Source organism: Nisaea denitrificans DSM 18348 (assembly GCF_000426505.1).
GTDB classification, from domain to species: Bacteria; Pseudomonadota; Alphaproteobacteria; order Thalassobaculales; family Thalassobaculaceae; genus Nisaea; species Nisaea denitrificans.
In genome coordinates this window covers 26,520-45,651 of the sequence record NZ_AUFM01000015.1, presented here as the reverse complement: position 1 = coordinate 45,651, position 19,132 = coordinate 26,520, and the positions used below count along the sequence as shown (strand labels likewise).

The 19,132-nt window shown below is 63.0% G+C and carries 21 protein-coding genes; 8 read left to right on the top strand and 13 right to left on the bottom strand.

Features of this window, described 5'->3' with window-relative positions; genetic code table 11:
* Positions 1 to 40: 40 nt before the first annotated feature.
* Entirely contained in the window at positions 41 to 1,093 is a 1,053-nt protein-coding gene (locus K328_RS0110630) for an SDR family oxidoreductase (RefSeq protein WP_028465962.1), read from the top strand.
* Positions 1,094 to 1,227: 134 nt separating this feature from the next.
* Here the strand turns inward: K328_RS0110630 and K328_RS0110625 are convergent, their stop codons facing one another.
* Positions 1,228 to 2,139 (bottom strand): NAD(P)-dependent oxidoreductase, encoded by a 912-nt coding sequence (locus K328_RS0110625; RefSeq protein WP_028465961.1) that lies wholly within the window; start codon positions 2,137 to 2,139, stop codon positions 1,228 to 1,230.
* Between the two features lie 24 nt (positions 2,140 to 2,163).
* Positions 2,164 to 3,081, bottom strand: a complete 918-nt coding sequence (locus K328_RS0110620; protein ID WP_028465960.1) for a 2-dehydro-3-deoxygalactonokinase — start codon at positions 3,079 to 3,081, stop codon at positions 2,164 to 2,166.
* Between the two features lie 102 nt (positions 3,082 to 3,183).
* Here K328_RS0110620 and K328_RS0110615 point away from each other — a divergent pair, with 102 nt between their 5' ends.
* The 6 genes from K328_RS0110615 (at position 3,184) to K328_RS23495 (ending at position 8,104) form a co-directional block, all read left to right on the top strand.
* The gene (locus K328_RS0110615; protein WP_028465959.1) at positions 3,184 to 4,032 is read left to right on the top strand and encodes a fumarylacetoacetate hydrolase family protein; all 849 of its coding nucleotides are present in this window, start codon (positions 3,184 to 3,186) and stop codon (positions 4,030 to 4,032) included.
* A 24-nt stretch (positions 4,033 to 4,056) separates the two neighbouring features.
* On the top strand, positions 4,057 to 4,803 hold the full coding sequence (locus K328_RS0110610) for an SDR family NAD(P)-dependent oxidoreductase (RefSeq protein ID WP_028465958.1): 747 nt from the start codon (positions 4,057 to 4,059) through the stop codon (positions 4,801 to 4,803).
* Positions 4,804 to 4,842: 39 nt separating this feature from the next.
* Positions 4,843 to 5,259, top strand: coding sequence for a nuclear transport factor 2 family protein (locus tag K328_RS0110605; protein WP_028465957.1), 417 nt, complete (start codon positions 4,843 to 4,845; stop codon positions 5,257 to 5,259).
* 93 nt (positions 5,260 to 5,352) lie between these two features.
* On the top strand, positions 5,353 to 5,835 hold the full coding sequence (locus K328_RS0110600) for a DUF302 domain-containing protein (RefSeq protein ID WP_028465956.1): 483 nt from the start codon (positions 5,353 to 5,355) through the stop codon (positions 5,833 to 5,835).
* A gap of 12 nt (positions 5,836 to 5,847) precedes the next feature.
* Positions 5,848 to 7,023, top strand: a complete 1,176-nt coding sequence (locus K328_RS23500) for a YeeE/YedE family protein (protein WP_051284786.1) — start codon at positions 5,848 to 5,850, stop codon at positions 7,021 to 7,023.
* Between the two features lie 163 nt (positions 7,024 to 7,186).
* Positions 7,187 to 8,104 carry a DMT family transporter gene (locus tag K328_RS23495; RefSeq protein ID WP_156901267.1) on the top strand — a complete coding sequence of 306 codons (918 nt, stop codon included), beginning with the start codon at positions 7,187 to 7,189 and terminating at the stop codon, positions 8,102 to 8,104.
* 9 nt (positions 8,105 to 8,113) lie between these two features.
* On the opposite strand, the gene K328_RS0110585 is transcribed toward K328_RS23495, so the two are convergent.
* The 10 genes from K328_RS0110585 to K328_RS0110540 are packed head-to-tail and all read right to left on the bottom strand — an operon-like array spanning position 8,114 to position 18,035.
* Complete coding sequence (locus K328_RS0110585) at positions 8,114 to 8,701, bottom strand: uracil-DNA glycosylase family protein (protein ID WP_028465955.1); 588 nt, start codon at positions 8,699 to 8,701, stop codon at positions 8,114 to 8,116.
* Positions 8,694 to 9,218 carry a DUF2937 family protein gene (locus K328_RS0110580; RefSeq protein ID WP_028465954.1) on the bottom strand — a complete coding sequence of 175 codons (525 nt, stop codon included), beginning with the start codon at positions 9,216 to 9,218 and terminating at the stop codon, positions 8,694 to 8,696. Before K328_RS0110580 ends, K328_RS0110585 begins: the two co-directional genes overlap by 8 nt.
* A gap of 10 nt (positions 9,219 to 9,228) precedes the next feature.
* A complete protein-coding gene (locus K328_RS0110575; protein ID WP_028465953.1) occupies positions 9,229 to 10,452 on the bottom strand; it encodes a phosphopentomutase in 1,224 nt (407 codons plus the stop codon).
* Entirely contained in the window at positions 10,452 to 11,765 is a 1,314-nt protein-coding gene (gene deoA / locus K328_RS0110570; RefSeq protein WP_028465952.1) for a thymidine phosphorylase, read from the bottom strand. The genes K328_RS0110575 and deoA overlap by 1 nt, the downstream gene beginning before the upstream one ends.
* Before the next feature lie 12 nt (positions 11,766 to 11,777).
* Positions 11,778 to 12,518, bottom strand: coding sequence for a deoxyribose-phosphate aldolase (gene deoC / locus K328_RS0110565; RefSeq protein WP_028465951.1), 741 nt, complete (start codon positions 12,516 to 12,518; stop codon positions 11,778 to 11,780).
* Positions 12,511 to 13,335, bottom strand: a complete 825-nt coding sequence (locus K328_RS26660) for a purine-nucleoside phosphorylase (RefSeq protein WP_028465950.1) — start codon at positions 13,333 to 13,335, stop codon at positions 12,511 to 12,513. Before K328_RS26660 ends, deoC begins: the two co-directional genes overlap by 8 nt.
* On the bottom strand, positions 13,332 to 14,309 hold the full coding sequence (locus K328_RS26655; RefSeq protein ID WP_028465949.1) for an ABC transporter permease: 978 nt from the start codon (positions 14,307 to 14,309) through the stop codon (positions 13,332 to 13,334). The genes K328_RS26660 and K328_RS26655 overlap by 4 nt, the downstream gene beginning before the upstream one ends.
* 9 nt (positions 14,310 to 14,318) lie before the next feature.
* The gene (locus tag K328_RS0110550; RefSeq protein WP_028465948.1) at positions 14,319 to 15,425 is read right to left on the bottom strand and encodes an ABC transporter permease; all 1,107 of its coding nucleotides are present in this window, start codon (positions 15,423 to 15,425) and stop codon (positions 14,319 to 14,321) included.
* Positions 15,422 to 17,023 (bottom strand): ABC transporter ATP-binding protein, encoded by a 1,602-nt coding sequence (locus tag K328_RS23490; protein WP_245577484.1) that lies wholly within the window; start codon positions 17,021 to 17,023, stop codon positions 15,422 to 15,424. The genes K328_RS0110550 and K328_RS23490 overlap by 4 nt, the downstream gene beginning before the upstream one ends.
* 19 nt (positions 17,024 to 17,042) lie before the next feature.
* Complete coding sequence (locus K328_RS0110540; RefSeq protein WP_028465947.1) at positions 17,043 to 18,035, bottom strand: BMP family lipoprotein; 993 nt, start codon at positions 18,033 to 18,035, stop codon at positions 17,043 to 17,045.
* A 159-nt stretch (positions 18,036 to 18,194) separates the two neighbouring features.
* On the opposite strand from K328_RS0110540, the gene K328_RS0110535 reads away from it, so the two are divergent.
* Positions 18,195 to 18,536, top strand: a complete 342-nt coding sequence (locus K328_RS0110535; RefSeq protein ID WP_028465946.1) for a DUF1491 family protein — start codon at positions 18,195 to 18,197, stop codon at positions 18,534 to 18,536.
* 87 nt (positions 18,537 to 18,623) lie between these two features.
* Here the strand turns inward: K328_RS0110535 and K328_RS0110530 are convergent, their stop codons facing one another.
* Positions 18,624 to 19,088, bottom strand: a complete 465-nt coding sequence (locus K328_RS0110530) for a peptidylprolyl isomerase (RefSeq protein WP_245577482.1) — start codon at positions 19,086 to 19,088, stop codon at positions 18,624 to 18,626.
* Between the last annotated feature and the right edge of the window lie 44 nt (positions 19,089 to 19,132).

The following is a 19,132-nucleotide window of genomic DNA, read 5'->3' as shown; positions in this document are numbered from 1 at the left end:
TGCCTCTCACACTGCCCGCAAAAATATTGTGGAGGACGGTATGGGGCGGAAGAAAGCATTGGTGGTTGGCGCGCTCGGGGTTATCGGGCGCCGGCTGATCCAGCATCTCGAGGAAACTGGCGGGTGGGACATTGTCGGCCTGAGCCGCCGGGCCCCGGATTTTCCAAGCAAGGCGACCTACATTTCCGTCGATCTGCTTGACCGTGCGGACGCGGAAGCAAAGCTCGCACACCTGACGGACGTCACGCATATTTTCTACACAGCCTTCCAGGCCCGGCCGACATGGGCGGCGCATGACGCTCCAAACCTCGCCATGCTGGTCAACACGGTGGAGCCTGTGGCGGCGGTCTCTCCCGTGCTTGAGCATGTCCAGTTGATGGAAGGCAACAAGATCTATGGCAGCCATCTCGGGCCCTTCCGGACCCCGGCGCGGGAAGAAGATCCGCCGCACATGCTGCCGAATTTCTACCACACCCAGGAAAGCTGGCTGCGCGCGGCCCAGGAAGGACAACGCTGGACCTGGTCCGCTCTCCGTCCGCACACAGTCTGCGGCTTTGCCGTCGGCAATCCGATGAACATCACTACCTGCATCGCCGTCTACGCGACGATCTCGAAGGAGCTCGGCCTGCCGCTGCGCTTCCCCGGCAAGCCGGGTGCTTATGATGCCGTTTATCAGGTGACGGACTCGGCCCTGCTGGCGCGCTCGATGGTCTGGGCGGCAACGGCAGGCAGCGCGCAGAACGAGGTGTTCAACATCACCAACGGCGATTTCTTCCGCTGGAAGAATGTCTGGCCCCGTTTTGCCGAGTTTTTCGAGATGGACCTTGGGGACGTGCAGACCATTCCGCTCACCGAGTTCATGGCGGACAAGGCACCGCTCTGGGAGCGGATCGTGGAGCGCGACGGTTTGATGCACACGCCCTATGCCGATATCGCGGCGTGGCCCTTTGCGGACTACGTTTTCGGCACCGACTGGGACGTGATGACCGACACCCTGAAAATCCGCATGGCGGGCTTCAACGACTATGTGCGATCGCAGGAAATGTTCATCGAACTGTTCGACGAATTCCGGGCGCGGAAAGCGATCCCGTAGGATATCCGCCTGTCGCCACCCCTAACCTGTCATCCTCGCGAATGCGGGGACCCAGGGATCATCGGGTGTCGCTCTACGGTCGCTGGGTCCCTGCGTGCGCAGGGATGACGGTCGTTCAGTGAGCTTGGCAGCGCTTACGCGCCCGGACCGCTGTCCGGCTTGTCGCCGATCCGGTGCGGGGCGTTGCGGTGCTCCAGCTCGAGCAGCAGGGCGGTCTGGTCGTACTCGGCAAGCCCGCGGGCGCTGAGTGAGCTGTAGAGATCGCGGGCGAGATTGAGAAACGGCAGGTCGAGGCCACATTCCTTGGCGGTGCGGAGCACGGTGTCCAGATCCTTCAGCGTATTGCTGATTTGGGCGCCCGGGCCCCAGTTCCGCTCGATGATGCGGTTGCCATGTTCCTGCAGGACGCGGCTTTCGGCGAAACCGCCGCGCAGGGCGTCGCGTACCGACTCGGGATTGGCGCCGCCGGCCTCGGCCAGCAGCATCGCTTCGGAAAGTCCGGCGATGGAGATGGCGACGATCACCTGGTTGCAGAGCTTGGTAAGTTGTCCGGCGCCGCAGGGACCGACCCGGAACGGGCGGCCCATGGAGGCGAGCACGGGGGTCGCCTCGACAAAGGTATCTTTCTCGCCGCCGACCATGATGGCAAGGCTGCCGAGTTCGGCGCCTTGGGTGCCGCCGGAAACCGGCGCATCGAGATGACGGATGCCGAGCTTGGTCAGGGCGGTATCGAATTCCTGTTCGGCCTGGGGCGCGATGGAACTCATGTCGCAGAAGATCGTGCCCGGCTTCATGGCATCGGCGACGCCATGCTCGAACAGGATCTCCCGTACGGCGTTCGCGTCGGTGACACTGGTGCAGACGATATCCGCCCCGGCGACCGCTTCCGCGGCGCTTTCAGCAATCGTGGCGTGGTGGGTGACAAGTGAGTCGGTCTTGCCAGAGGTCCGGTTCCAGACCGTCAGTGGAAATCCGGCGCGGGCGATGTTGGTGGCCATGCAAAGACCCATCCGCCCGATGCCGAGAAAGGTGACATTCGGTGTCATACCCGTCCCTTCGTCGCTCCGCACTCACATGCGTTCCTGAAGACTCTTCGCTAACAGGAACATTCCCTGCGCAGCCATAGTCTCCGCGAGTTGGAGCGAGCGTATACCATGGTGGGTATTGGCACGCACATAGAGTTCGGAGAGAGCAGGGTTGCCTATAATGCAGACCTCTTCCCCGATGTCGTGAAACCGGCGGGCTTCGAGGATTTCGGTGCCGATGAGAAGTCCGGACAGATAGGAGCCGCTTTGTTCCACCGGCAGGGAATCCAGCAGCGTGCGCGATCTGATCGAGAAAAGCTCACCAAGCAGCCCCCGATCCGCGTCGGCGGCCTCCAGTCCCAAGTCAAAACCTGAATCAAACCAGGCGTCGTGCTCCATCATTTTCCCGATGATGGTGTGCCGGCGTGTCGCTTCGAAAAGCTCTCCTGTCATGTAGGTTCTGAAGTCGAGGATGACGCCGTCCTCGATAACGGCCCATTTGCTGTGGGTTCCCGGTAAACAGACGATGTGTCTGCCGGGGCCGATTTTATCCAGCGCACCGAGAATATGCATCTCTTCACCACGAATGACGTCATAGCGTCCGCCAATCGTCGTGCAGAGACCTGGCGCGAACCAGATACGGTGCCCGGTCTGTGTCCGGTGTTGAACGGCGAGCGACGCCAGACTGCGGGGATCGGCCGGACATGGAGCATATGGCGACTCCACCCAACCTTGCCGGCTGCTGATCATACCGCTGAGGACGATAAACGGAGCGTTGTCCGGATCGTCTCCCAGCCAGTCGGCCGTTACTCCTTTGAAGATTCTCTCGTGCTCTCCGCGCATCAGATTACGGATGCCTGCCTGCGGATGGCGGGTGTCCAGAATTTCGCCACTCGCGGACATTTTGTAGGCCCGCAGCCAGGTGGTTCCCCAGTCGATTGCGATAAGCCCGTTCTCAATCATTCGCATTTCCTCCACGGGTTAATCTGTCCCTTGACTTGGCTTTGACCGATTGTAACCCTCGCCGCCACCAAATGAGAAAACCTAAGGGAAGGGACGACCCTCATGAAGCTGTTGCGGTATGGCGCGCCGGGTGCCGAAAAGCCGGGAATTCTGGATGCCGACGGGAAGATCCGCGATCTCTCCGGCATTGTCGGCGATATCGACGGCGTGGCGCTCAGCCCCGAGGGTCTGGCGAAAATCAAGGCGGCGGACATCGCGTCTCTGCCCGTTGTTGCCGGTGACCCGCGTCTCGGCGCCTGCGTCGGCAAGGTCGGCAAGATGATCTGCGTCGGTCTGAACTACAGCGATCACGCCGCCGAGTCTGGCATGGACGTGCCGCCGGAGCCAATCATCTTCATGAAGGCCACCTCCGCGATCTGCGGTCCGAACGACGACACTGTCGTGCCGCGTGGCTCGAAGAAGCTGGATTACGAGGTTGAACTGGGCATCGTCATCGGCAAGAAGGCGAAATATGTCTCCGAAGTCGATGCGCTGGATTATGTCGCCGGTTTCTGTGTGGTGAACGACGTCTCCGAGCGTGAATTCCAGGCGGAGCGTTCCGGCCAGTGGACCAAGGGCAAGAGCTGCGACACGTTCGGCCCGACCGGCCCGTGGATGGTGACAAAGGACGAGATCCCGAACCCGCAGGCGCTTGGCATTTGGGCAAAGGTCAATGGCGAGACACGGCAGGACGGCAACACCAACACCATGGTCTATGGCCCGGCCTTCCTGGTGCATTATCTCAGCCAGTTCTTCACCCTGGAGCCGGGCGACGTGATCCCGACCGGCACCCCGCCAGGCGTCGGCATGGGTTTCAAGCCGGACCCGAAATATCTGAAGGCCGGCGATGTGGTCGAACTCGGTATCGACGGTCTCGGCGTTCAGCGCCAGACCTGCGTTGCCGACAGCTAAGACAGCCGAACGGGGAAGTTGGCCATGGTGAGTTACGATTTTGCAAAACGTGCCGCCGTGGTCACCGGCGGTGCACGCGGTATCGGCAAGGCGGTTGCAGCCCGTCTTGCCGCCTCCGGAGCGTCCGTCAGCCTATGGGACACGGATGGGGACAAGCTGGCGGAAACCGCGGCGGAACTGGGTGGCAACATCCATACCTCCGTGGTGGACATCACAAATGATTCCGCCGTTGACCGATCGGCGGCGGAGGTCGAGCGGGAGTTCGGGCGCCTCGACATCATGGTCAACAGCGCCGGCATCACCGGCCCTAACGTGCCGACCTGGCAATATGGCGTCGCCGACTGGCGCCAGGTGATCGATATCGATCTGAACGGCACTTTCCTGTGCTGCCGGGCAGCGGTGCCCTACATGCTGCGCAACGATTACGGGCGCATCGTCAATATCGCCTCTGTCGCCGGCAAGGAAGGCAATCCCAACGCGCCTGCCTACAGCGCGGCCAAGGCCGGCGTGATCGGCCTGACCAAGTCTCTCGGCAAGGAGCTGGCAGAAACCGGTGTCACCGTGAACTGCGTTACCCCGGCGGCGGTGAAGACCGATATCTTCGACCAGATGACCGAGGAGCATATCGATTTCATGCTCTCGAAAATTCCGATGAAGCGGTTCGGTCAGGTCGAGGAAATCGCAAATCTCGTGACCTGGTTGAGCTCCGAGGATTGCAGCTTCAGCACCGGTGGCGTATTCGATTGTTCGGGCGGGCGCGCGACCTACTGAGGTCCGCTCCCGAGGCGTGTAACATCAAGGCGACAGACCATGAGCCGGGCCCGGCAGGCAGAGATATTGATGCGGAACGAGGCTTTCTACACGGCCTTCACCACCCGTGATCTGGCGGCGATGGAAAGCCTGTGGGCCTCGGAAATGCATGTGAGTTGCATCCATCCGGGCGGCACGCCGCTTTTCGGCCGGGAGGCCGTGATCGAGAGCTGGGTGCGTATCCTGTCCAGCCCGGTCCGCTCCTCGCTGGAATGCCTGGAGCCGAAGGCTCATTTCCTGAGCGAAGATCTGGCCCTTGTCGTGTGCTTCGAGCGGCACGGCAACGAAACCCTGACCGCGACGAACATTTTCGCCTTCGAGAGCGCCGACTGGGTGCTGATCCACCACCAGTCGGGACCGGTTGCGTCGGAGGTCAGTGCGCGGGCGGATATTCCGGCACCGCGGTTGCTGCAATAGAGCGACGGCGGCCCGGCCGTCACGGGGTGTTCATTTCCCGAGAGCACCAATCTGTGTCACCCCGGCCAAAGATAACGGTCAGGGAGAAAAGACATGGTTCGGTTGCGTCTAGTTCTGCTCGCACTTTGCGTCACGCTCGGGTTGGCCGTAGCACCGGCCCATGCGGCGGTGCAGGCGCCTTACTCCGGCACGGAAACCATTGCCACGGGAAAACCCTTTATCCCGTTCATCAAAGCATTGTCCGGCGCGATCAAGGCCAAAGGATTTAACATCGTCGGGATTGCCTGCGCGACATGTGCTGCCAAATCCCAGGGAGTGACGGTCCCTGGCAACCGGGTATTCTTCTTCTTTAAACCGGCCTACGCAGTGCGTATGCTCGCCGCCTCGGAAGCGGCGGGGATTGAGGCGCCGATCCGCGTCTATGTAACGGAGGCCGGCGACGGCACGGCAGAGGTGACGTACCGCCTGCCGTCCCATGTTTTCGGCGCCTATGAAGTACCGGACCTTGATGTGCTTGGAGCGGAACTGGACGCGGATGTGGAGGCCATTATTTCCGCTGCGAAAACCAACAGCTGAGCTGATGCAGTCATGACCATTGCCGTTCCGTCTCTCCCGGTTACGCAACGCCCGCTCTTCCTGATCTTCGCTTGTGCGGCTGTAGCCATTGCCGTCCTGCATTTGCAGTATGCGGACTGGCGCCGTTTCTCCATGCTGGCGATCGGCTGCGGGCTCGGCGTCGCGCTGTATCACGCCGCGTTCGGTTTTACCGGCGCGTATCGCAAGCTGCTGGTGGAGCGTGATCTGAGCGGTATCGTCGCCCAGGCGGTCATGCTTGCCATCGCCATGATACTGTTCGCGCCGGTGCTGAGCGCGGGCGGTGCCTTCGGTCTGAAGGCGGGCCCGGCGATCGCGCCGCTCAATGTCTCCCTTGTTACCGGCGCTTTCATCTTCGGTCTCGGCATGCAGCTCGCGGGCGGCTGCGCCTCCGGAACGCTCTTTACCGCCGGCAGCGGCAATGTCCGGATGGTCGTGGTGCTGGTGTTCTTCTGTGCCGGATCCTTCTGGGGCTCGCTCGACCTGCCGTTCTGGCGCACGCTGCCCAGTCTGGGTGCGGTCTCTCTCGGCCGGGAGTTCGGCTATGTGGGCGGCGTCGCAATCCAGCTTGCGATGCTTGGCGCCATTCTCGGCGCTCTCTGGCTTTGGGGTGCGCGGATCAGGCAGCCGCTATGGGGCGGAGCGACGGCGCTGAACTGGCGGACTCTCGTTCATGGTCCCTGGCCGTTGCTGCTGGGCGCGATCATGCTGGCGCTGCTCGGCTTTGCCACCTTGCTGGCAAAGGGTTTCCCCTGGGGGGTGACCTGGGGCTTCACGCTGTGGGGTGCCAAGGCCGCAATGGCGCTTGGCTGGGACCCGGCAAGCAGCAGTTTCTGGACACCGGCCTGGCGGCAGGGCGCGCTGCGTGCGGATCTGTTGATGGAAGCAACGTCGCTGATGAATATCGCGATCATTCTCGGCGCCGGGATGGCGGCATCCCTTGCGGGAAAGATCGCGCCGAACCTGCGCATGGGCTGGCGTCCGTTTATCGCGGCTGTTATTGGCGGGCTTATGCTCGGCTACGGTGCCCGGCTGGCCTATGGCTGCAATATCGGGGCATTCTTCGCAGGTATATCCTCGACCAGCCTGCATGGCTGGGTCTGGATCTTCGTGGCGATGGCGGGGAACGTGATCGGGGTCAGGTTGCGGCCGCTATTTCGCCTCGCCTGAAAATGCTCTGAATCCGACTGGGTGTTTCACATGCGACAAAAATTATAGATTTATTAAGGCGTTATCGATTCCTTAGCCGTCAGATAGTCGTTTTTTGCATGCCTCAATCGGTGGTTGCGGGCGTAGCGTGAACAGATTGTTTCCGCGTCCGGAAGTCTATCTGATGCCTGCCGCTCTTCCCGTTGTTGTCGCCTCTGCCGGATATGGGCGCGGCATTGCCTGCCAGCTCACCGCCGTCTTCCTGTTCGCGATCATGGGTATTCTGGTCAAGGGCCTTGGCGACTCCTATCCGACATCGCAGATCATCTTTTTCCGGAGCTTGCCGGCGCTGCTGCCGTTATTCCTCTATCTCCCGGCACAAGGCGGCTGGCGCGCGCTGCTGACCAGGCGGCCCGACCTGCAGTTCATCCGGGCGTCCGTCGGTGTCGTCTCCATGTTCGCAGGCTTCTACGCGCTCTCCCAGATGGATTTCGCGACCTACGTCACAATCAGCTTCTCCGCACCGCTGTTCGGCACGTTGCTGGCCATCCCGTTTCTGGGTGAGAAAGTCGGCATCAAGCGGCTCGCCGCCGTGCTGACCGGTTTCGCCGGTGTAGCGCTGGCCGCCGCACCGGATGGCAGCGGGGTCAGCCTTTATGCTCTGCTCGCGCTGGCCGCGGCTTTTGCCTATGGCTCCATCATGGTGGTCATGCGCAAGCTCGGCAGCATCGACCGGAGCGCGGCGACGGTGTTCTATTTCACCCTCGCGGGCGTGATTGTCGGCGGCGCCATCATGCCGTTCGAATGGGTGACGCCGACCTTTGTCGATCTCGCCTTGCTGATCGGGGTAGGCGTGATCGGCGGTGTCGCGCAGATGTTCATGACGGAAGCCTTCCGTCAGGCGCCGACTTCCGTGATCGCTCCGTTCGACTACACGGCCATGCTCTGGGCCGCGACCCTCGGCTATCTGGTGTTCGGCAATATCCCGTCGAACCAGGTGATCGCGGGCGCAAGCATTATTTGCTGCGCAGGCCTCTTCATCCTCTATCGTGAGACCAAGCTCGGCCTGAAAAAGCCGAAGCTGAAGCGCTCCAGCCTTTAGGCATGCCGCCTACCGGATGAGCCGCGCCACTTCCGCCTGGAGGTGCGGCAGGATCTCGCCCTCGATCCAGGGATTTTTCTTAAGGATATTGCCGCTGCGCCAACTCGGGTGCGGCATCGGCAGATAGAGTGGTGCATAGTCGCGCCAGCTCCGGACGGTTTCCGTCAGGGTCTTCTTTCGCGCCTTCCCGAGATAATGTTTCTGGGCATACATGCCGGCCAGGATCATCAGATCTATCCGCGGCATGTGGCAGAGCAGTTCCTCATGCCATTGCGGTGCGCATTCAGGTCTTGGCGGCGCGTCCCCGCCATTGGGCAGCACGCCGGGATAGCAGAAGCCCATCGGCATGATGGCGATCCGCTCGGAGGTGTAGAAAGTCTCCCGATCCAGCCCCATCCATTCCCGCAGCCGGTCGCCTGAGCGGTCGTTCCAGGGAATACCGCTCTCGTGCACCCGGGTGCCGGGCGCCTGGCCGACAATCAGGATGCGGGCGCCGGGACGCGGCACCACGACGGGGCGCGGGCCGAGGGGCAAATGGTCGGCGCAGCTGCGGCAGGCGGAAATCCGCGTGACAAGAATTTCAAGCGGATCAGGCACGGCGGCGGTCGAAGCGGCGCCGTTCCCGGTATGGCCGTCTGAGGACCAGACGCCAGATCAGGGCCAACAGGGCGTGCAAAATCCAGGCAACCAGAACGCCGACGATGGCAAATCTCGGATCGATTGTCAGTGTCGGCTTGAAGGCCTGCCATGTGGCGGGGCCGACCACGGGATCGAGATGCTGGAAAGCGATCCAGGGACGCATCATGTAGGGCGCTTTGGCGAGCTCGACGAGCGCCTCGTCGAGCGCCTCGGCCCGGTCGCGCCGGCGCAGCATGTTGTCGGCCCCGGACCGGATCGCTTCATCCTCCGACGCCCGGTACCGGTCCGCGAATTCCTTGAGGGACAGGCCGAAGGCGCCTGCATCCTCAACGTCCTTCTTGTGCGCGGCCATGGCCTCGTCCCGCGCGCCGCCGAGGCGCTGTTCATATTCCTGGACGAGTTGCGGGATCTGGGAGCCGCCAATGCCGCCGGCGGCGATCATGGCGATAAGGATCAGGTCCCGTAACATTTTCATCGCTGGTCCCCTACGCCGCCTGGCCGAAAGACTGGCCGTGCGGCATATCGTTTATCCCGAGATGCCGTGCCAATGTCTGGCCGACATCGGCGAAGCTGGAGAGATGCCCGAAGGCGACATCGGGTCTGGCACCGCCGAGGGCCAGCACAGGGACATTCTCACGCGTATGGTCTGTGCCGCGCCAGGTCGGATCGCAACCATGGTCGGCAGTGATGACGGCCAGATCGCCGGGGCCAAGCAGGGCTTCGAATTCCGGCAGGCGCCGGTCGAAGGCCTCAAGCGCTGCGGCATATCCAGCCGGATTGCGGCGGTGGCCGAAATGCACATCGAAATCGACGAAATTGACGACTATAAGGCTATCGGACCCGGCAGCGCGTGTCTCCTTTAGGAGCAGGTCGAACATCGCATCATTATCCGGTGCCTTGACCTCCCGGCCGGTGCCGTCATGGGCGAAGATGTCGCCGATCTTGCCGATGGAGATGACAGAGCCGCCACGATCCGTTTGGCGTTTCAGCAGTGTCGGAGCAGGCGGCAGTACCGAATAATCGCGGCGGTTGGCGGTGCGCCGGAAACTGGCGCTGTCTTCTCCGACAAAGGGGCGGGCGATCACCCGGCCGATTTTCAGCGGGTCGACAAGATCGCGCGCCGTCTCGCAGAGACGCAGTAGCCGGTCGAGCCCGAAATGTTCCTCGTGTGCAGCGATCTGCATCACGCTGTCGGCGGACGTATAGAAAATCGGCTTGCCGGTGCGGATGTGTTCTTCGCCAAGCTCCTCGATGATGACAGTGCCGCTGGCATGCCGGTCGCCGAGCCAGCCGGGCAGATCGGCGGCCTCCATCAGCCGCTCCATCAGGTCGCGCGGGAAGCAGGGTTCGGTTTCCGGGAAATATCCCCAGTCAAAGCTGACCGGCACACCGGTCAGCTCCCAGTGCCCGCTCGGTGTGTCCTTGCCGTTACTGATCTCCGAGGCATATCCCCAGCTTGCCTCCGGCGAGGCCGCTGTCAGGCCGGGCGCGGGCTTTCCCGTACTGGCTTCGAGCGCACTTCCGAGTCCGATCCGGCAGAGATTGGGAAGGCAAAGAGGACCGGAGCGCTGTTCGTTGTCTCCGCGTCCGTCAGCGCAGGCTTCCGCGATATGGCCGACTGTATTCGAGCCGGTATCCCCAAACGCCTCGGCATCGGGGGCGCCGCCGATGCCGACGGAATCGAGAACGATGAGGAATGCCCGGGCCATCAGGTGACGATCTCGATAATGGGGGAGGCCTCATCCGGCGTACCATTGCCGATGCTGAAAGCCTGCTTCAGTGTTTCGGCCGCGCGGGCGGCGTCCTCCTCGTCCTTCGCATGAACGACCGCCAGCGGCTGCTCGCCGTCGACGGTATCGCCGAGCCCGGCGATTTCGGTCAGTCCCACAGAATGATCGATCCGGTCCTCCGCCCGCTGCCGTCCGCCGCCAAGCTCGACCACGGCGAGGCCGATGCGACGGGTGTCGATTGCCGTCACCGTTCCGGTGCGGTCGGCATGGACAGCAACAACATGCGTAGCCTTGGCAAGAGCTTTGGTGTCGCGCAACAGATGGGTCGGCCCGCCAAGGCAGGAGACCATGCGCTCGAACCGTTCGGCCGCCGCGCCGGAGGCGAGGGTGCGCAGCAATTTTTCCCGGGCGCTCTCCCGATCCGGTGCGAGTCCGCCGGTGACCAGCATTTCCGCGCCGAGCGCGATTACAACCTCATGCAGACGGTCGTCGCGCCGTTCGCCGGTGAGGTAATCGATGGTCTCGCGCACTTCCACGGCATTGCCGGCACTGTGGCCGAGCACCTGATTCATGTCCGTGATGATTGCGGTGGCCGGCAGTCCGGCGCCGTTCGCTACATCGACGATGGAGCGGGCAAGGGCGCGGGAGCCGTCGAGCGTTTCCATGAAGGCACCGGAGCCGGTCTTCACATCCATGGCGAGGCCCTGCAGCCCGGCGGCGAGTTTCTTGGAGAGGATCGAGGCTGTGATAAGGGGGATGGATTCCACTGTCGCCGTCACGTCCCGCACGGCATAGAAGCGCCTGTCCGCCGGGGCCAGATCTTCAGTTTGGCCGATGATGGCGCAGCCTGCCTGCTCGACCGCTCTGCGGAAGCGGGAGACTGACGGCGCTGTCTCGTAGCCACGGATTGAGTCCAGTTTATCCAGCGTGCCGCCGGTATGGCCGAGCCCGCGTCCGGATATCATCGGCACGAAGCCGCCGGTGGCAGCGACCATCGGGGCCAGCATCAGGCTGACCTTGTCGCCGACCCCGCCGGTCGAATGCTTGTCCAGAACCGGCCCGCCGAGCGTTTCCGCATCCCAGTCCATCACATTACCGCTGTCCCGCATCGCCAGGGTCAGGGCGACGGTCTCTTCGGTTTCCATGCCATTCAGGAAGACGGCCATGCCGAAGGCGGCAATCTGTTCCGGGCTCGCTTCATCGTTGGTAATCCGCTCGACAAAGGTCGCAATCTCGGCCTCCGAGAGAGTGGCGCGGTCACGTTTCTTGCGGATGATTTCCTGGGTCAGCATGGCGGTAGTCTCTCACTCTTTGTGCCCGAGTGTCTTCAACAGAGCGTCAAGCAGACTGCTGGCACCGAAACGGAACGTCTCCGGTGTGGCCCAGCCCGGTCCCATGACCTTGTCGGCGAGCCGCAGATAAGCAATGGCCTGCTCCGTTGTGCGAATGCCGCCGGAGGGTTTCAGGCCGACCGGCTTGCCGCTCTCCCGGATGGCTTCCAGCATGATATGGGCAGCTTCCAGAGTGGCGGAGACGGGTGTCTTGCCGGTGGAGGTCTTGATGAAATCCGCACCGGCCGCAATCGCGTCCCGGCTGGAGCCGGCGATGGCATTTGCGGTCTGCAACCGGCCTGTTTCCAGAATGACCTTGAGGTGTGCATCGGGTCCGCAGGCTTTCTTGCACGCGCTGACAAGATCCCCGGCGATGGCGGTATTGCCATTCAGCCAGCTGTCATAAGGCCAGACGACGTCCACCTCGTCCGCGCCATCGGCAACGGCCTGTTTCGTAACCGCGACAGCGCCCGCGATATCCGGGCGGCCGTGCGGGAAGTTCGAGACCGTGGCAACGCGGACAGTCGTTCCGGCAAGTGCGCTCTTGGCCTGCGCCACGAATGCCGGCCAGACGCAGACGGCGGCGACCGGACCAGCGGGCGTCACGGCCCGTTTCAGCATGGCGCCGACCGACGCCGGGGTGTCATCGTCCCCAAGGCTGGTCAGATCGAGCATGGACAATGCACGGGCGGCTTCGCTTCCAGATTCAGCCATGGATCGGATCCTTCAGAAACTCCAGCAGCAGGCGGGTCATGGATTCCGCGATCGTCGCGCCCTGTGCCAGCGTATGTTCGTGATCGAGGATTTCGTTCGCCACCATACCCGCGCCGAAATTGGTTATACCGGAAATTGCGGCAACCTTGAGGCCCGCATGCCGGGCGGCTAGCACTTCCGGTACCGTCGACATGCCGACCGCGTCGGCGCCGAGGATACGGAAAGCCCGAATTTCCGCCGGGGTTTCGAAGTTCGGGCCGAGGGCCCAGAGGTAGGTGCCTTCATACAGCGCCACATCCTCCGCCTCGGCGCTGCGCCGGAGCACGTCCCGCAGGCCGATGTCATAGGCCTGGGTCATGTCGAAGAAGCGCAGCCCGAGGGCCGGATCGTTCGGGCCGATCAGCGGATTGGCGCCGGACCAGTTGATATGGTCCGTCAGCATCATCAGGCCGCCTGGCGCCATGTCTTCCCGAAGACTTCCGGCGGCGTTGGTCAGTACCAGCGTCTCGACACCGAGCAGGGCCAGCGCCCGCACCGGCAGAACGACATCGGACAACGGATGGCCTTCATAGGCATGCGCCCGGCCTTGCAGGACGAAGACTTCGCGGCCCGAAAGCGTGCCATGGATCAGGCGGCCGTGGTGGCCTTCGACAGCAGGTTTCGGAAAGCCGGGGATGTCGTCGAAAGAAACCGAGGCCGGGTTTTCCACCGCATCGGCGACGGGGCCGAGCCCGCTGCCGAGCACCAACGCGATCCGGGCGCTTCGGCCCGGCAGAGCTGCGCGGATGGCCTTGGCCGCTATACTGTAAGGGGTCACGTCCGCTCCTTCACATAAGGGGTGCCGCTGGCTTTCGGTGCTATGGCCTTGCCGATGAAGCCGGCCAGCAGGACGACGGTCAGGATATAGGGCAGGGCCTGCAGCAGCTGAACCGGGAAGATGCCGATTACCGGCAGCTCGACGCCCTGCAGGCGGACAGCCATGGCGTCGAGAAAGCCGAACAGCAGGCAGGCGAACAGGGTCGGCACCGGCTTCCACTTGCCGAAGATCATCGCCGCCAGCGCCATGTATCCCTTGCCTGCCGTCATGTCGCGCACGAAGGCGGCGGAATGGGCGGTGGAGAGGTAGGTCCCGGCAATGCCGCAGAGGGTCCCTGCGATCACCAGTGCGCTGTAGCGGAGGCCGGTGACGCTGATCCCGGCAGTATCGACCGCTGCCGGGTTTTCGCCGACAGCCCGCAGTCGCAACCCGAACCGGGTGCGGTAGACCACCCACCAGGTCAGCGGCACGACGGCAAGGGCGAGATAGACGAGGATGTTGTGCCCGCTGATCACTTCCGCATAGAGCGGCCCGATCACCGGAATGCTGCGTGCGGCATCCGCGAAAGGCAGGGCATGTTCGGTGAAGCGCGCGGAGGCATCGAGGGTCGGCGTCCGGCCACCCTGATGGAACCAGGCGATGCCGAGCACGATTGTCAGCCCGGCGGCCACGACATTGATGGCAACGCCGCTGATCACCTGATCGCCCCTGTGGGTGATGCAGGCAAATCCGTGCAGCAGCGCCAGACCGATGGAGACGGAAATTCCCATGCCGAGCCCGGCCCATGCCGAGCCGGTGACGGCAGCGGTCGCGGCGGCGGCAAAGGCGGCCGCCAGCATCTTGCCCTCAAGTCCGATATCGATCACGCCCGAGCGTTCCGAGAACAGACCGGCCATGGCGGCCAGGATCAGCGGCGTGGCGACGCGCAGCGTGGCGTCGAGGGTGAGCAGGATCAGGAGATAGGTGTCCGCCATGATCGCCCCCTAGCCCCGCGCCGGCATGAGCCGGCCGATCAGCCGTGCCACCAGCGGATTGAACATGTAGGCGAGCGCGCCGGAGAACAGGATGATGAAGCCCTGGATGACGATCACCATGTCGCGGGTGATCTGCTCGAACTCGAAGTCGAGCTCCGCGCCACCCTGATAGAGGGTACCGAACAACAGGCTGGCCAGCACGATGCCGATCGGATGATTGCGTCCCATCAGGGCGACGGCGATGCCGGTGAAGCCGTATCCGGCGGTGAAGTTCAGCAGCAGCTTGTGCTGCACGCCCATGATCTCGTTGATGCCGACCATGCCGGCCAGCATTCCGGAAAGTGCCATGGTCCAGAAGATCGTCTTCTTCGGATCGATCCCGGCATAGATCGCGGCCGTCTCGTTCCGGCCAACCGTGCGGATGGCATAGCCCCACCGGGTGCGCCAGATGAAGATGGCGACGAGGACGGAGGCGATCAGGGCAAGGACAAAGGAGAGGTTCAGCGGCGAGCGGGAGACGTCTATCCCGATGACGGCGAACATCTGGTGCGCCATCGGCAGCCAGGCGCTTTCGGCGAATTCCCGGCTTTCGGGAGACATTTGCCCCGGCTTGATCATCACATTGACCAAAAGATAGACCATCAGCGCCGAGGCGATGAAGTTGAACATGATGGTGGTGATGACGATGTGGCTGCCGCGATAGGCCTGCAGCCAGCCCGGCACCGCCGCCCAGATCCCGCCGAAGACTGCGGCGCCGAGCATGGCCAGCGGCAGGAGTGCGTACCAGGGCAGCAGCCCGTCCAGCGCCAGGATGACAAGCCCGACACCAAGCCCGCCGATATAGGCCTGCCCTTCGCCACCGATATTGAACAGCCCGGCATGGAAGGCGACCGCGACGGCAAGGCCGGTGAAGATGAAATTGGTCGTGTAATAAAGCGTGTAGCCGATGGCCTCATCATAGCCGAAAGCCCCGTAAAGCATGACGTCCAGCGCTTCGATCGGGTTTTCGCCGAGCGACAGGATGACAAGAGCGGAGACCGCGAGCGCGGCGAGGATGTTCAGAGCCGGGATAACCCCGACATCGACCCATTTCGGGAGCTTTATCGGCTGGCTCATGCGGCTTTGTCACCCTCGGGACTGCCCTGAGGGGCATCGTCTTCTGAAATGTTCGCCATCATCAGGCCGATCCGTTGCGGGTCCGCGTCGGCGGCCATCATCTCGCCGACGATACGGCCGTCGGACATGACGAGGATGCGGTCGGAGAGAGACATGATCTCCTCCAGCTCCACGGATACCAGCAAGACCGCGGCGCCTTGGTCGCGCATGGCGACCAGGGTGTTGTGGATGAACTCGATGGCGCCGATATCGACACCGCGCGTCGGTTGGCCGACCAGCAGCAGCTTCGGCTCGGTTTCCAGCTCCCGGGCCAGCACGAGTTTTTGCTGGTTCCCTCCGGAGAAACTGGCTGCCGGGAGATGCGGGTTCGGTGGGCGGACGTCATAGCGCTCCATCTCCGCCGCACAGTCGGCGATGGCCGCTTCCCGGTCCAGCAGCAGCCCGTTGTTGTACTGATCCCAGTCCTGGTGGCCGAGAATGTGGTTTTCATGCGCCGGGAAGGCGGTGACCAGCCCCATATGGTGCCGGTCTTCGGGCACATGGGCGATGCCGAGACCGCGTGCCTCATGCGGATTGTAGGGTGTCGCGGCGGACACCGTGCGGGTGCCGTTTATCGAAAAAGAGCCACCTGAGAGTCGCTGGATACCGGCCAGCGCCTGCAGCAACTCGCTCTGCCCGTTCCCGGCAACGCCGGCGATGCCGACGATCTCGCCCGCGTGGACCGTGAAGCTCACCGCTTTGACGCGGTCAACGTCCTGTGCATCAGTGACGGTGACATTGTCGGCCTGCAGGATGGTCTCGCCGATTTTCGGCTCCGGCTTGTCTACGCGGAGCAGGACCTTGCGGCCGACCATCAGCTCGGCGAGCTCCTCGGCGCTGGTCTTCGGTGTCTTCCGGTGCGCGACCATCTCCCCAAGACGCATCACCGACACGCTGTCGGTGGCGGCCAGGATCTCACGCAGCTTGTGGGTGATCAGGATAATGGTGACGCCGCGCTCCCGGAGGGCATCCAGGATCTCGAACAGCCGGTCGGCTTCCTGCGGGGTCAGCACCCCGGTCGGCTCGTCCAGTACCAGGATGCGGCAGCCGCGGATGAGCGCCTTGAGGATTTCGACCCGCTGCTGCTGGCCGACCGAAAGGTCGCCGACAAGCGCGTCTGGTTCGACGGTCAGCCCGTAATCCCGGGACAGCCGCGCCAGCTCAGCCCGTGCCGCCCGCTCCCCCTTGTCGAGCAGAGCGCCGCCCTCGGAGCCGAGCATGACATTGTCGAGCACGCTCATGGTGTCGACCAGCATGAAGTGCTGATGCACCATGCCGATGCCGAGATCGATGGCGGCCCGGCTGGAGGCGATGGTTACCGGTGTGCCGTCGACCAGAATCTCCCCCGCATCGGCATGATAGAAGCCGTACAGGATCGACATCAGGGTCGATTTCCCCGCCCCGTTCTCGCCGACGATGCCGTGGATTGTGCCCGGCATGACGCGCAGCGTTACGTTCCGGTTCGCCTGAACCGGTCCGAAACTCTTGCTGATGCCCTTCAACTCGATGGCGGGCGGCTCGCCGCCGCCCGCCATGGACTGTTGATGATCGGAGGTCATGTTTTCTGATGCGCGGCCTTTAGTACGGGCAGGTATTGTCGGCCATGTAGTCATGCACCTTGATCTCGCCGGACTTGATGCCCGCTTCGGCCTTTGCGACCGCAGCTTTCATCTCGTCGCTGATCATGTCCTTGTTATGCTCGTCCAGCGCCCAGCCGACACCGTTCTCGCCGAGACCGAGGACATTGATGCCCGGCTTCAGTTCGCCCGCCTTGGCGCTCTTGAAGACATTGTAGGCGGCGATGTCCACGCGCTTCAGCATGGAGGTCAGCATGGTGCCCGGATGCAGGTAGTTCTGGTTGCTGTCGACGCCGATGGCTTTCTTGCCCGCATCTTCTGCAGCCTGCAGCACGCCGAGGCCGGTGGAGCCGGCTGCTGCGAAGACAACGTCCGCGCCGCGGTCGAACTGGCTGCGGGCAAGCTCTGCGCCTTTGGTCGGATCGTTCCAGGCGGCCGGGGTGCTGCCGGTCATGTTCTGCAGAACCTCGACATCCTTGTTCGCCCACTGGGCGCCACCGACATAGCCGCAGGCAAAGCGGCGGATCAGCGGAATGTCCATCCCACCGACAAAGCCGAGCTTGCCGGTCTCGGAGGCTTTCGCCGCCAGCACGCCGACCAGGAACGAGCCTTCATGCTCGTTGAACACGATTGACTGAACGTTCGGCACATCGACGACGCTGTCGATGATGGCGAAGCTGGTGTCCGGATATTCCTTGGCGATCTTCTCGATGGCCGGACCCTGGGCGAAGCCGACACCGAGGATCGGATTGGCACCCTTGCGTGCCATGCGGCGGATCGCCTGCTCGCGCTGGGTCTCGTTGGTCACCTCGAATTCGAGATATTTGACGCCGGATTCCTTGGCGAAACGCTCGGCCCCTTCGTAGACGCCTTCATTGAAGCTCTTGTCGAATTTACCGCCCATATCGAATACGACGGCCGGCTTGAACTCGGCGGCATCGGCAGCGGCGCCGATACCGATTGCGGCGATCGCCGCGATTACCCACTGTTTCATTTTGTGCCACCCCTGTTTATTAAGGCCGCTTAGGGCCTGTTCGCGGATTTCAATCCGTGGCTGTAGTCTAAAAAAGAAACCGGTCGGAGTCCTGCTGCTTTTACCGATCAGTAAAATTGCGGAAAGCCCGCAGATTTTAGCGACCGCCGGGGATAGCCGATGAGTGGACCGCGTCTCAAGTCGAAAATGCTGGTTCAGGCCGGATTGCGCCAGTGCATGGTGCTTGGCCTGATGGCGACCGTGGTGCGCTCAGGGGATGACGATGCGGGTACGGTGTATCTCAAGATCAACCGGCTTGGGCCCGGCTTCACCATCCTGGCGCTGGCCCGTGAGCTGGACGGCAACTTGAAATGGCGGTCGCGAACAGGCGAGGAGCCTGTGCCGGAAGCTGACGCGGATGCGATTTTGGAGAATGAGCGGCGGATAGATCCGGACATCTGGGTGCTTGAAATCGAGGATCGCGAAGGCCGCAATCCGCTTGAAGACGCGATGTTTTTTTGAGGCGGGTTCTTCTTAGCCAGGCTCTTCCAGGCCGGATCCAGGACCGCCCGACGGGCTGGTCCTGGATTGGAGCGATGTTGGTTCAGGTTATTCGGCGTCTGCCGCGACCTGGACCTTGATCATCTTGTCAGGGTCGACCGGCGGCTCGCCCTTCTTGATCATGTCGACGAATTCCATGCCTTCGGTGACTTCGCCCCAGACGGTGTACTGACCGTCGAGGAAACGGGCGTCCTTGAAGCAGATGAAGAACTGGCTGTCGGCGCTGTTCGGGCTCTGCGAGCGAGCCGCGCCGACGGTACCGCGCTGGAACGGCGCGTCGGAGAATTCGGCGTCCAGCTTCTGGCCGGAGCCGCTCATGCCGGTGCCGGTCGGATCGCCGGTCTGTGCCATGAAGCCGTCGATCACCCGGTGAAAGACGATGCCGTCATAAAAGCCCTCGCGAGCCAATTCCTTGACCCGTGCCACATGCTTCGGGGCCAGGTCGGGTTTGAGTTCGATGACCACGCGGCCGTGGTCGAGATCGATGAAGAGGGTGTTTTCCTGATCGCTCAAGGTTTCGATCCTTCTCTGAGTTTCTGGGAAGAGGTGAGCGTTGG